The 12,522-nt window shown below is 70.2% G+C and carries 11 protein-coding genes and 1 pseudogene; 7 read left to right on the top strand and 5 right to left on the bottom strand.

Going from position 1 to position 12,522, the window contains the following annotated elements; genetic code table 11:
- The first annotated feature begins 97 nt into the window (after positions 1–97).
- From ACOEQ2_RS08705 to ACOEQ2_RS08690, 4 genes are all read left to right on the top strand, one after another.
- Positions 98–1,429: a transcription antitermination factor NusB gene (locus ACOEQ2_RS08705; RefSeq protein WP_419730972.1), complete on the top strand. Its 1,332-nt coding sequence runs from the start codon at positions 98–100 to the stop codon at positions 1,427–1,429.
- A gap of 61 nt (positions 1,430–1,490) precedes the next feature.
- A complete protein-coding gene (rpe, locus tag ACOEQ2_RS08700) occupies positions 1,491–2,198 on the top strand; it encodes a ribulose-phosphate 3-epimerase (RefSeq protein ID WP_419730971.1) in 708 nt (235 codons plus the stop codon).
- A gap of 51 nt (positions 2,199–2,249) precedes the next feature.
- Positions 2,250–4,037 (top strand): heparinase II/III family protein, encoded by a 1,788-nt coding sequence (locus tag ACOEQ2_RS08695; RefSeq protein ID WP_419730970.1) that lies wholly within the window; start codon positions 2,250–2,252, stop codon positions 4,035–4,037.
- 24 nt (positions 4,038–4,061) lie between these two features.
- Positions 4,062–5,177, top strand: a complete 1,116-nt coding sequence (locus ACOEQ2_RS08690; RefSeq protein ID WP_419730969.1) for a glycosyltransferase family 4 protein — start codon at positions 4,062–4,064, stop codon at positions 5,175–5,177.
- Positions 5,178–5,191: 14 nt separating this feature from the next.
- On the opposite strand, the gene ACOEQ2_RS08685 is transcribed toward ACOEQ2_RS08690, so the two are convergent.
- Complete coding sequence (locus ACOEQ2_RS08685) at positions 5,192–6,469, bottom strand: aminopeptidase (protein WP_419730968.1); 1,278 nt, start codon at positions 6,467–6,469, stop codon at positions 5,192–5,194.
- A gap of 206 nt (positions 6,470–6,675) precedes the next feature.
- Positions 6,676–6,945, bottom strand: a pseudogene (locus tag ACOEQ2_RS08680) (HU family DNA-binding protein); the annotation flags it as partial.
- A gap of 255 nt (positions 6,946–7,200) precedes the next feature.
- Between ACOEQ2_RS08680 and ACOEQ2_RS08675 the strand changes: the two are divergent.
- Positions 7,201–7,920: a dienelactone hydrolase family protein gene (locus ACOEQ2_RS08675; RefSeq protein WP_419730967.1), complete on the top strand. Its 720-nt coding sequence runs from the start codon at positions 7,201–7,203 to the stop codon at positions 7,918–7,920.
- Positions 7,921–7,967: 47 nt separating this feature from the next.
- On the top strand, positions 7,968–8,459 hold the full coding sequence (locus ACOEQ2_RS08670; protein WP_419730966.1) for a flavin reductase: 492 nt from the start codon (positions 7,968–7,970) through the stop codon (positions 8,457–8,459).
- On the opposite strand, the gene ACOEQ2_RS08665 is transcribed toward ACOEQ2_RS08670, so the two are convergent.
- On the bottom strand, positions 8,460–8,840 hold the full coding sequence (locus tag ACOEQ2_RS08665) for a hypothetical protein (RefSeq protein WP_419730965.1): 381 nt from the start codon (positions 8,838–8,840) through the stop codon (positions 8,460–8,462).
- Entirely contained in the window at positions 8,837–9,430 is a 594-nt protein-coding gene (locus tag ACOEQ2_RS08660; RefSeq protein ID WP_419730964.1) for a hypothetical protein, read from the bottom strand. The genes ACOEQ2_RS08665 and ACOEQ2_RS08660 overlap by 4 nt, the downstream gene beginning before the upstream one ends.
- Positions 9,431–10,062: 632 nt before the next feature.
- Here ACOEQ2_RS08660 and ACOEQ2_RS08655 point away from each other — a divergent pair.
- Positions 10,063–11,682, top strand: a complete 1,620-nt coding sequence (locus ACOEQ2_RS08655; protein WP_419730963.1) for a glycosyltransferase family 4 protein — start codon at positions 10,063–10,065, stop codon at positions 11,680–11,682.
- A gap of 305 nt (positions 11,683–11,987) precedes the next feature.
- Here the strand turns inward: ACOEQ2_RS08655 and ACOEQ2_RS08650 are convergent, their stop codons facing one another.
- The gene (locus ACOEQ2_RS08650; protein WP_419730962.1) at positions 11,988–12,485 is read right to left on the bottom strand and encodes a lytic transglycosylase domain-containing protein; all 498 of its coding nucleotides are present in this window, start codon (positions 12,483–12,485) and stop codon (positions 11,988–11,990) included.
- Positions 12,486–12,522 lie beyond the last annotated feature (37 nt).

The raw sequence follows: 12,522 nt of genomic DNA, 5'->3' as shown, positions 1-12,522 counted from the left end.
GCTCGCATGCTGCGGCCGGGCAAGGGCGCCCGCGCGCCGCTCTGGTCGACGGCAGGGCCACGTGCCATCTGTCCTGCCGACACTGTGCCCGGTTTGAATGAACAAGCGATTAAGCGATGCCGGCTCCAGGCCGGGTAATACGGCGACTCCCCCTGCGACTGGTCCTGCCACGGCGCCGGCCGACCCGACGCGCGCGATCGCCTTCGACGTGCTGGTTGCCGTGACCGAACGGCGGCGGCCGCTCGAGGAGGCGCTCGACCAGGCCGACACGTCCGGGCTGGTGCCACTGCGTGACCGTGCCGCGGCACATCGGCTGGCCGCGACGGTGTTGCGCCGCATGGGGACGCTGGATGCGGTGCTGGAGCCGTTCCTGGCCAAGGCACCCCCCGGCCGGGTGCGGCTCGCGCTGCTGATCGGGGCGGCCCAGCTGCTGATCCTCGACACCCCGCCGCATGCCGCGGTCGGCACCGTGGTGTCGCTGGTGCGTGCGCGCGGACTTGCACCCTTCGCCGGGCTGGTGAACGCGGTGCTGCGGCGGGTCGCTACGGCGGGGGTGGGCGCGCTGGACGGCCTCGACGCCCCACGGCTGGACATCCCGGCCTGGCTCTGGTCGTCCTGGGGCAGCAACGCGCGCCAGATTGCCGAAGCGTTGGTCGCCGAGGCCCCGCTCGATCTGACGCTGGCGAGGGGCGTGGCGGTCCCGGAGGGCGGGATGCTGCTGCCGACGGGGTCGGTGCGTCTGCCGCCCGGCACGCGTGTGGCCGATATCCCCGGCTACGCTGAGGGCGAGTTCTGGGTGCAGGATGCCGCCGCGGCGCTGCCTGCCATGCTGCTGGGTGCCCAGGCGGGCGAGCATGTCGCCGATCTCTGCGCCGCGCCCGGCGGCAAGACGGCGCAACTCGCCGCAACCGGCGCCCGGGTGTTCGCGGTGGAGCGTGACGGCCACCGGCTGCAGCGGTTGCGCCAGAACCTCACCCGGCTGCGTCTCGAGGCCGACGCCGTCGAGGCCGATGTCACGACCTGGACGCCGCCGGAGCCGCTCGACGCGATCCTGCTCGACGCACCCTGCAGCGCCACCGGGACCGCGCGGCGACACCCCGACGTGCTGCGCCTCAAGCGGCAATCCGATATTGCAAGCCTGGTCGAGGGGCAAGACCGGCTGATCGAGGCGGCGGCGAGGATGCTCAGGCCGGGTGGACGGCTGGTCTATGCGGTGTGCTCGCTGCAGCCGGAAGAGGGCGAGCAGCGCGCGCAGGCCGCAACCCGGTTCGGGCTGGAGCCGTCGCCGTTCACCCCGGAAGAGCTGGCCGCCCTGCCCGAGGCGCGGACGCCGGAGGGGTGGTTGCGCACGCATCCCGGCATGTGGCCGGAGCTGGGTGGAATGGACGGGTTCTTTGCCGCCCGCTTCATTCGTCCTTCATCGTGGTGATGGGATCGAGCCACCTCTCCATCTTGTGTCAGGCTTGTCACTTCCTGCTACAACCCTCGCAATGTCAGCCACCGATACGTCCGCGCTCCGTTCATCCCGACGTGTGATCGTCGCGCCCAGCCTCCTGGCTGCCGATTTCGGCCGTGCCGCCGACGAGGTTGCCGCGGTTGAGGCGGCAGGTGCCGACTGGTTGCATCTGGACGTCATGGACGGTCATTTCGTGCCCAACCTCTCGTTCGGTCCGCAGCTGATCAAGGCGTTGCGCCCGCGCACCCGGATGACGTTCGACGTGCATCTCATGATCGCCCCGGTCGACCAGTACCTCGCCGCCTTTGCCGAGGCCGGCGCCGACCACATCAACCTGCATATCGAGGCCGGTCCCAACACCCACCGCTCGCTGCAGGTCGTGAAGTCGCTCGGGCTGAAGGCGGGCATCGCGCTGAACCCGGCGACCATGGCGGAGGCGGTGGCGCCGGTGCTGGATCTGGCCGACCTGATCCTGGTGATGACCGTGAACCCGGGGTTCGGCGGCCAGAGCTTCCTGCACAGCCAGCTCGACAAGATCGCGCGCCTGCGTCGCATGGTCGCCGCCACGGGTCGCGACATCCGCATCGTGGTCGATGGCGGCATCGATCCCGCAACCGCCCGGCTGGTGATCGAGGCCGGCGCGGATACGCTGGTCGCCGGGACCTCGATATTCGCCCAGCCGGACTATGCGGCGGCAATCGCGGCGCTGCGTGGCGACGCCACCGGCCGGCACGCCGCCTGACGTGAGGCCACCCGCACCCCTGGCGACGGCATCCGGACCAGGGGCCGGCTGATGGTCGTCCGGCGTCTTGCCCGTGACGCGCGCCTCTCGCTGGCCCGGCTGCCCGGCCTCGGGGGCTCGCTCGGCGGGTCCAACGTCCCGGATGCGCCGGCGGTGGCGATCCGCGATCTGTGGCCAGGCGATACCGGACGCGGCGCCCGCCTGATGAAGGGTGAGCTGGTGTTCGCCGGCGCCGTCACACCGCTGCAGCCGGGTGCTCCCGCCAGGAACGGGCACGCGCCGAATGGGCACGCCTCGGGGGGCCAAGTGGGCAGCCATTGGACCGACCTCGGCGTGCCGCCGCTGCTGCGCGCCCATGCACAAGGATTTTCCTGGCTGCGTGACCTGCGGGCGCTCGGGACCGATGGCGGCCGGCTGCGTGCGCGGGCTCTCGCCTCGGAGTGGCTGGCGCGGCCGCCGAACGACCCTGTCGCGCGCGCTCCGCATGTGGTGGCGTCGCGGGTCACCGCCTGGCTCACGCATTACGACTTCTTCGCCGCGTCCGCCGACGACGCCTTCCGGCAGCGGCTGATGACCCGGCTGATGACCGACGCCCGCACGCTGGCCGCCAACATCCCGACCTCGTTCCACGACCACCGGGCGCTCACCTGCCTGAAGGGCCTGCTCGCCTGCGCCGTGGCGATGCCGGAGCAGTCCGGGTTCCTGACCCGCACGATGCGCCATATCGGCCCGGAGATCGGCCGCCAGATCCTGGCCGACGGCACCCACGCCGAGCGCAGTCCCGGCGCGCAACTGGGTGCCCTGCGCGAGCTCGCCGAGATGCGTGCGCTCATGCAGATCGGCCAGATTGCGCCGCCGCTGGCACTTGCTGCCGCACTCGACCGGATGAGCCCGGTGCTGCGCGCGCTGCGTCATGGCGATGGCGGCCTGGCGCTGTTCAACGGCAGCCACGAGGAGAACCCGGCCCAGATCGACCTGGTGCTCGCGCAATCGACCCGCGGCCGCGTGGTGGCGGCGGAAATGCCGGATGGCGGCTTCATCCGGGTCCAGGCCGGGCGCAGCCTGCTGCTGGTCGATGCCGGGCCGCCGCCGCCGACCGGCTTCGACGTAACCGCGCATGCCGGCACCTTGTCGTTCGAGCTGTCGGTCGGTCGCGAGCGGCTCATCGTCAATTGCGGTGCAGGTATCCTCCCCGCCTGGCGTGACGCGCTGCGGGCGACGGCGGCGCATTCCACCCTGGTGGTGGCCGATACCAGCTCCTCGGAGTTCCGCCAGGGCGCGATCGTCCGTCGCCCGGCCAACGTCACCATCGATCACCGGCAGGCGAACGGCGCGCACTGGCTCGACCTCAGCCAGGACGGCTACGCACCGGGTTTCGGCGCCGTGCATCATCGCCGCATCTATGTCGCGGAGGGCGGCGAGGACGTCCGTGGCGAGGACATGCTGGTGGCCGACAAGCCGGTGGCGCTGGCACTCCGGTTCCATCTGCATCCCGGGGTGAAGGTCGCGCGCGACGGCGTGGTCGGGGCGAATGCGGGTCCGGAGCAGCCGGAGGAGGAAGCCGGCGCCGTGTTGCTGACTTTGCCGTCGGGGTCGATGTGGCGGCTGCGGGCCGATAGTGGCCGCCTCAGCATCGAGGAGGGCGTCTATCTCGGTGGCGAGAGCCCGCGACAGGGAAGCCAGGTCGTGATCACGGTCACGCCGGACGCGGCGTCGGCCGACGGTCCGCCGGGTGAGCCGCCGACACCCGCAGGCGATGCAGCGGCTTCCGGATCTGGCGAGGAGCAGCCGGTCGGACGGCAAACCGTCCGGTGGGCGATCAGCCGCGTCGAGTCCTGAGCTGGCCGGCTTCCGCGTCCCCGCGTGAAGATCCTCGAGATCACCAATGTCGATTTCTCGCTCCGGCACTTCCTGCTGCCGCTGATGCGGGGGCTGCGCGACCGGGGGCATGAGGTGGTGGGCGTCTGCGCCGACGGGAAGCTGCTGTCGGACGTACGGGCTGAGGGGTTCCGGGTCGAGCCGTTGCCGATGGCGCGCAGCCTGTCACCTCTCGCGCAGGCGCGCGCGTTCCTTTCCCTTGTCGCGCTGATCCGGGCCGAGCGCCCCGACCTGGTGCACGCTCACATGCCGATCAGCGGCGTGCTCGCCCGTTTCGCCGCCCGTCTCTGCGGGGTGAAGGTGATCGCCTACACGTGCCACGGCTTCCTGTTCAACCAGCCAGGCCGGTGGCCGCGGCGGGTCGTGGCTCTCGTGCTGGAGTGGATCGCCGGGCACGTCACCGATCGCTATTTCACGGTGTCCGAGGAGGAGGCCCGGGATGCGCGCCGGCTGCGCATCCATCCCCGCCCGGTCGCGATCGGCAACGGACGGCCGCCGGCGGTCTTCCATCCGGACGCCATCGCCAGAGCAAGGGTCCGAGCGGAACTGGGCGTGGACCAGGCGACCGTCGTGGTCATCGTCGTGTCCAGGCTGGTGCGCCACAAGGGACACCCAGAGTTGTTGACGGCGATGCAGCAGGTGCCGGGCGCAGAGCTCTGGGTGGTGGGCGACCGTCTTGCCTCCGACCATGGCGAGACGCTGGAGGCTGCGTTTGCCGAGGCGGGGCGGCCTGATCGGCTCGGTGCCCGGCTGCGTCGCCTGGGCTATCGCACCGACATCGCGGCATTGCTGGCCAGTGCTGACATCTTCGCGCTGCCGAGCCATTTCGAGGGGCTGCCGATGTCGGTGATCGAGGCGATGCTGTGCGGACTGCCGGTGGTCGCGACAGACATCCGCGGTCCACGCGAGCAGGTGATACCGGGTGAGACGGGGCTGCTGGTGCCACCGATGGACGTGCCGAGCCTGGCCGTAGCGATCCAACACCTGGTGTGCGACGCGTCGCTTCGTGCCCGGATGGGCGAGGCCGGTCGCGCCAGGGCCATGGCCCTCTACGACGAGGCGGCCATCACCCGGCGCACCCTGGATCTCCTGGGCGCCTGATCAGCCGGGCGGCGTCACACCCACTCGCCGCCGCGCATGAGCGGCTCGTGGTCGCCACCTTGCGTGATCGCGTCGACATCGATCTCGCCGGAGCCGATCATCCAGTCGATATGGATCAGGCTGGTGTTGGCGCCACGCGCCGATAGCGTGGCGGCGTCCTGGCCGTCGGTGTCGCGCAGGCACTTGGTGTAGGCCTGACCGACAGCGAGATGGCTGGCCGCGTTCTCGTCGAACAGTGTGTTCTGGAACAGCACGCCGCTCTGCGAAATCGGCGACGAGTGCGGCACCAGCGCCACCTCGCCGAGCCGTGAGGCACCCTCGTCGGTGGCGAGCACACGTGTCAGCACGCTCTCGCCGCGCGATGCATGGGCCTCGACGATCCGGCCATCCTGGAACCGGACCATGATGTCCTCGATCAGGGTGCCCTGGTAGGACAGTGGCTTGGTGCTGCGGACGAACCCGTCGACCCGCGCCCGATGCGGCGTGGTGAACACCTCCTCGGTGGGGATGTTCGGGTTGCAGACGATGCCGTTCATCGCCCGCTCGGCACCGCCCGCCCACAGGTGACCGTCCGCCAGTCCGACCACCAGGTCGGTGCCGGGACCACGGAAGTGCAGGCCGGAGAAATCACGCTCGTTCAGGTACTGGCTGCGGGCGGCCAGCGTGGCGTTGTGGGCGGCCCACGCCGCCACCGGATCGTCGCCGTCGGTGCGCGAGGCAGCGAAAATGGCGTCCCATAGCTTGCCGACCGCAATGTCCGCGGACTCCCCCGGGAATACCGTCCGGGCCCAGGCCGGCGTGGCGTAGGCGACGATGTTCCAGTTGATGGCGAAGGTGGTGATCAGCTCGAGCGAGGGGCGGTTGACCCGGGAATTGGCCCGGTTCGCGCGCGCAACCCGGTCCGGATCCTGGCCGCCGAGCAGCGACGGATCCTCGCCGCTGATCGCCAGGCGAGCCGCATTGCCGCGGAAGGCGTTGGCGATCCCGTCCGCAAGCCAGCCGGACGCCACGTCGAAGGCATCGTCCGGCGCATACTTGAAGCGGGCAAGCTTGCTCTCGTCGTCGCTGTAGAAGCAGGTCACCAGCGATGCGCCTGCTCGATAGGCATGCTCGGTGACGCGCCGGACCAGTGGGGCCGCATCCATGGGCGCGGTGATCACCAGCTCCTGGCCGCGCGCCAGATTAAGCCCGACCCGGACGACGATCTCGCCGAGACGGTCGAGACGTGCCGGATCGGGGTGGCCTGCCTGGAGCGGAGCCTGGACCGGGACCGCGGCGGCGTGGGTGTCCATGAATGGACCTCCGGGTGTTCCTGGTGTCGAGGGATCGAGCGCAGCAGCCCCTTCGGGCACGCTTGCCAGCCGTTGCGTGCTGCGCGAAGGCAAGCCGGCCGAATGACCGGCTTGCAGTCGGCCAGCTACTTCTTCTTGGCGGCAGGCTTGGCCGGCGCCTTGGCGGCTTTCGGTGTTGCCGCGGCAGCGTGCTTGCCTTCATCCGCGTTGAGCGTGTCCTTCAACGACTTCGCAGCGCGGAAGCGGGCCACCTTGCTGGCGGCAATGGAGATTGCCTCGCCGGTCTGCGGGTTGCGTCCCTGGCGGGCAGCGCGTGCCGAGATGTCGAAGATGCCGAGGCCCGAGTAGCGGACCTCCTCGCCGGCATGCAGGGACTCGCTGATGGTTTTGGCGATGGCTTCGATGGCCTGCGCGGCGCTTTCCTTGGACAGGTCGGCAGTCGACGCGACCTTGGCCACGAGATCGGCGTGATTCACTAGATTTCCTCCCGATAGTGATAAGCAGCAACGTCCGGCGCGCCCAAGGTTTCGATGCCGAAGCGTCGAGCGACATGCCGTGATGCACGAGAGTCGGCTGCCGGGCGGAAAAACACAACAGCGGGAGCGGTCGCATCATCCCGTCGAGGGCTCCGTAACCGCCGTGCGGCCGCTTGAGAATGGCGGCACCAGCGTTCATGTAGAGCCTCGCCGCGGCCCGATATGGGCCGGGCCGCGCCGCCCAGGAGCCAGACGATGCCGACCGAGACCCTGACCTACCAGGCAGACGGCCTGACCATGCACAGCCAGCTGTTCTTCGAGCCCGCCGATGGACCGCGCCCCGGCGTGCTGGTGTTCCCGGAGGCGTTTGGCCTCAGCGAGCATGCGATCGGCCGGGCAAAGCGGCTGGCCGAGATGGGGTACGTGGCGCTGGCCTGCGACCTGCACGGCGATGGCTGCCTGGTGGACGACCTGCAGGAGGCGTTGGGCCTGCTGAAGCCGCTGTATGCGGACCCCTCCAAGACCCGTGCCCGGGCGGCGGGCGGCCTGCAGGCGCTGGTGCAGCGGGCGGAGGTCGATCCGGCCAAGGTCGCGGCGATCGGTTTCTGCTTCGGCGGCACCATGGGGCTCGAGCTTGCCCGGTCCGGTGCCGACATCAAGGCGGTGGCCGGCTTCCATAGCGGGCTCGGCACGGCCGCACCGAAAACCGACGCGAAGGCGATCCGCGGGCGCATCCTGGTGTGCATCGGCGCCGACGACCCGATGATCCCGCCCGAGCAGCGCGCCGCGTTCGAGACCGAGATGCGGGAGGCCGGCGTCGATTGGCAGATGCACCTGTATGGCAACACCGTGCACAGCTTCACCAGCCAGGGTGCGGCCAAGCGCAACATGCCGGACGCGATCCGGTACAGCGCCGAAGCCGATGCCCGCTCGTGGGCTGCGATGCAGACGCTGTTCGGCGAGACCATCGGCTGACCGGCGCGCACGCGGATCGTGGTGATGCGATCGATGGGAGCAGCCGGATGCCTGTAGAGGGCGCGACCTACCGGGAGGCGATGTCGCGTCTCGGCGCTGCGGTGAACGTCATCACCACCATCGACGAGCGCGGGCGGCATGGTCTCACCGCGTCGGCCGTATGCTCGGTGACCGACCAGCCGGCAACCCTGCTGGTGTGCATCAACCGGAGCTCGCGCTCGCGCGTGGCGTTCCGGGTCGGTGGGCCGATCTGCGTCAACACCCTGGCGCACGCGCAGCGGGAGATCTCGGTGGCGTTTGCCGGCCGGCTGGGAATGGAGGAACGCTTCGAGGAAGGCGTCTGGACAACCCTCGCCACCGGCGCGCCGGTGCTCGAGGAGGCGCTGGTGTCGTTCGATTGCCTGGTGTCGAGCATCGTCGAAGTCGGCACCCACAGCGTGATCTTCTGCCATGTGCAGGAGATCCGGCTCGGCGACGCGGCGGAGGCGCTGGTGTATTTCGCCCGCGCCTACCACGGACTGTCGCACCAGCCGGGCTGATCACGGCGTCAGGGGAGTGACCCGCCAGCCCTGGTTCATCTCCGTCACCGTGTAGCGCTGGGGCTGCAGCAGCACGCGCGGCTGACCCGGCCGCGGCGGTTGGCCCGGCCCCGCGGCGTAGTCCGGATTGCGCACGCGTTGCCAGATCGAGCAGACCCGCGTGTCCGGCGTGGCGCCCGGCTGGCTGCCTACCCCGTCACGGACCAGGCCGAGATAGGCCAGGTTGGCGTTGCGGTCGGCGTTGTCGAGCCAGTCGAGCACGTACGGGTTGCTGCAGCCGGGGGCGGCACAGCCTGCCAGCGTCGGGATGGCCAGCGCCGACGCGACCAGGGCTGCCAGCCGCAGCGGCGCCGGTGACCGGGTGGGCCAAGTCTTGATCATGCGTTCCTCCATGCAACCGTCCGTCGCTGCCGCCGCCGGAGCCAGTGTGTGGCCGGGCCACCGCCCGGTGCTGCGACGATGCCGTCTGCACCCTGCAGCGGTTCGGCCAGCAGATCGAGATGGTCGGTGCCGCGCGCCTCGTGCTCGGCGGTGCTGGCGTCCGGCGCCGCGCGTGTAAGGCTGCCATCCGGCATCATGATCCTCGGGCTGTATCCGGGGCCGACCAGCCAATCGGGATACAAGCGGCCGTGCATCAGGCCCTGGCTGGATTGGTTCATGTTGCCGGGCCGGTCCAGGCGGATGAGCTCGGTGCGTCGGGCTCGCGGCGCCAGCGTCTCGACACGCCGATAGCCGGCCATCCCGGCCTCGAGCAGAGCCGTCCGATCATCCGGCGCGGCCGAGGTGATGCCGTTGGAGTGGGAGCGGTGCGGTATCGGCAATCCCGGCGCCGGGCCGCCAGCGACCTGCAACATGGTGACCTGGTCGAAGCCGTTGGCGGGCCGACTCGCCTCGACCGGGCGGGCGTTGCTCGGGGTCGGCTCGACCGCAATGACCGAGCCGGCCGGTCCGACCAAGCCCGCTGACAGCATCGTGAAGCAGCCGATCTTCGCTTCGAAATCCCGTACTTCGGCCCCCGCGGCGCAGCAACGTCCGGAACACCTTCGTCGCATTTGCCCCGTCGCTGTCGGCCGCGACATGGCCGACGGAGGCGTCGTCGCGTTATGTGGAGATGCGGAAGCGGGGAGCTTGGCGAGATCGATGCTGCCCCGCATGGCCGGGCGGTCCAGACCGCGGGGCGAGGATTCGCGCCGGCCGGCATGGCGCGACATCACCTGACTGAGCCGCTCCCCGACCCGCATCGTGTGTTCCGGCCACCCCTCATGGTTCGGCACGCGTCCCGGCGGCGGCCGGGAGCGGTGATCGATGTCGGTGGCATCTGCGGACGGCGAGGCGTTGCCGTCCCGGGGTTTGCGAAGCGGCGCCGGGCGATCATCCGTCTGTGTCTTCGACAAGGCCACGTTGACGCACCGCTCCGGATGGCGCACCCCGACCGGAGTTGGCAGGATGCGCGATAACGGAACAGTGGCAGCGCTTTCCGACAAGTGCCAGCTGCCGGCCGACGGGATGTCGCGACGTTTTGGCGTGACGACGGTCCCGCGCGAGACCTGTCCATGACGCCGGCGCCCGCGGCCCTGACGACCCCAAGAAGCGGGAGAAAAACGTGCCCAACAGGATCTGGGTCGATGTCGAGGATCTTTTCCAGTACGCGATCTTCAACACCCGGCCGAGCGGCATCCAGCGAATCGAGTTCGAGCTGTGCCGCTCCCTGGCGCTGATGCCGGAGGCGCGCGACCGGGTCGGTTTCGTGCGCCACGCCGCCGCCCAGAACAGCTTCTACGCGATCCCGTTCGCCGAGGTGGACGCACTGCATGCGCGCCTAACCGGAGCACCTCCTGCCGTGGCCGGATCGCCTGCCGCCGAGCAGGCGAGGCCGTCCGACAGCGCCGGTGAGCACTCGGCCCGTCCCGCGGCCCGGCGCAGTGCCGCGCAGCAGCCGCGGGGCCTCGGTGTCGCTGCACGGCGTCTGGCCTATCGGATGCCGCTCGATCTGCGGACGCCGCTGGTCACGCTGTTCAAGGCGCAGCGCGACAGCCTGCGTGCGGCTGGCAGCCTGACCGCCGCCGCCGCCGGGCGGATCTCGATGCGACGGACGAATGCGGCGCCCGCGTCCGGCGGTGCCTACGGGTCCGGTACGGCCACGGACGGGCTGACGGTGGCGGCGTTCGAGACCACCGCCGAGGCCGGTGACGTGCTGCTGGTGCTGGGATCGCCGTGGTTCCACCCGTTCTATGTCGATCTGGTCGCTCGTACGCGCGACAGATGGGGCCTGCGGGTGGCGCTGCTGATCTACGACATCATCCCGCTGCTGCGGCCGGAATGGTGCGACGAGAACCTGGTCGCCCGGTTCGGGATGTGGGCGCGCGGCATGCTGCCGCTGGCCGACACGCTGCTGACGATCAGCCAGGCCAGTGCCCACGATATCGTCCGGATCGCGGACCGCCTGCATCTGCCGCTGCGGGCGCAGCCGAGCCCGATCCCGGTCGGCACCGGTTTCAGCCGGCCGGTCGGCCGTCCCGGCGATGCCATCACGGCGAATGCGCCGCCGCCGGTGCGCACCGATCGCCTGCCGCCCCCCGGCAGCTACGTGCTGCTGGTCTCGACGATCGAGGCGCGCAAGAACCACGTGCTGATGTTCCGGGTATGGCGCCGTCTGCTCGACGAGCTGCCGGCGGACCGGGTGCCGACCCTAGTATTTGCCGGCAAGGTCGGCTGGCTGGTCGACGACCTGATGCAGCAGCTGCGCAACGCCCATTGCCTCGATGGCAAGATCCTGCTGATCGAGAACCCGCAGGATGGCGAGCTCGAGCGGCTGTACGAGGGCTGCCTGTTCACCGTGTTCCCGTCCTTCTACGAGGGCTGGGGCCTGCCGGTGACCGAGAGCCTGAGCTTCGGCCGGCCCTGTATCATCTCCAACGCGAGCGCGTTGCCCGAAGCCGGCGGCACGCTGGCGCGCTACTTCGATCCCGAGAATGGCGGCGAGGCGTTCCGCGTGATCCGCCGGGCGATCGAGGATCCGGACGAGACCCGGGCCTGGGGTGCGAGGGTGGCGGCCGAGTTCCGGCCGGTCAGCTGGGACGAGTCAGCGCGCGCCATGCTGCGGCTGATCGATCATGCGCGTCCCCGCGTGAAGCTGCTGGATGCCGGGACCGAGGCCGGGCCGCCCGGAGCGGCCGTGCATGATGAGACGATCGTTCGAAGATCGGCGTCGCACCTGGCATGACGCGGCCGACCTGCTCATGACGTTCGTCTCGCCCGCGCAAGAGTGCGAGGACGTGCTGATGTGGCGCGCCCTCGGCACCCTAGACCCTGCGGGCCTGATTCCGGCCGGGCAGTGCGCTTGATGGGCTCGCCGCGATCAGCTGTTCACGCCAGCTGATCCACACGGCCTTCGGTTCACCGCCATCGGTTTCCCGATCATGGCCTGGCACGCGCCGTATTGGCCGGCGGCATCGCGATCGGCCGCACTAGCGTCGTCCGCGTCGGAGCTGACGGGCGAGGGTGCCGGCGCCGACAGGGGTCGGCTGCTCAGCCGACCGCGCGCCGGGCAGTCCGGATGAGCCGCCGCTGCATCGCCAGCCGCGCGGCCACCCCGCTTTTCGCGATCGATCGAGGGCCAGCCTGTCCCGGCACGAACAGCCGGATCGCCGACTGCGTCACCAACACCTGATACGCCGTGTTGAACACCGCGGTGTGCGAGTGATAGTTGCCGACCGCACGCATCAGGTCGCCATGCGTCTCGTCGAGGTAGGTGCGCATGATCGCGCCGGCTGCCGCCACATTGTAACAGGCGTCGTCGCGCAGCCGCATGTACACGGTCGCGGCGGAGGTGTGGGTGTAGCTGGCCAGCGGCCGCAGCCAGGTCGTGTTGACCTGCATGACGCCCAGATCTTCCGTGTTGTTGGTGTTCCGGTGCACGATGCCCGGGCTACCGCCTTCGACCGCCTGGATCGAGGGCAGCACGCGCGGCGGCAGATGGTAGATCGAGGCGACCAGTCCCATGCAGGCGAGGTATGGAACCGGCATCAGGAGGCCAGGGTCCGGTGGTCGCCCGCATCGTTGC

Source organism: Lichenicola sp., assembly GCF_965198575.1.
In the GTDB taxonomy this organism is placed as follows: Bacteria; Pseudomonadota; Alphaproteobacteria; order Acetobacterales; family Acetobacteraceae; genus Lichenicola.
The sequence above is the reverse complement of the archived record's forward strand: the minus strand, read 5'-3'. Positions and strand labels throughout refer to the sequence as shown.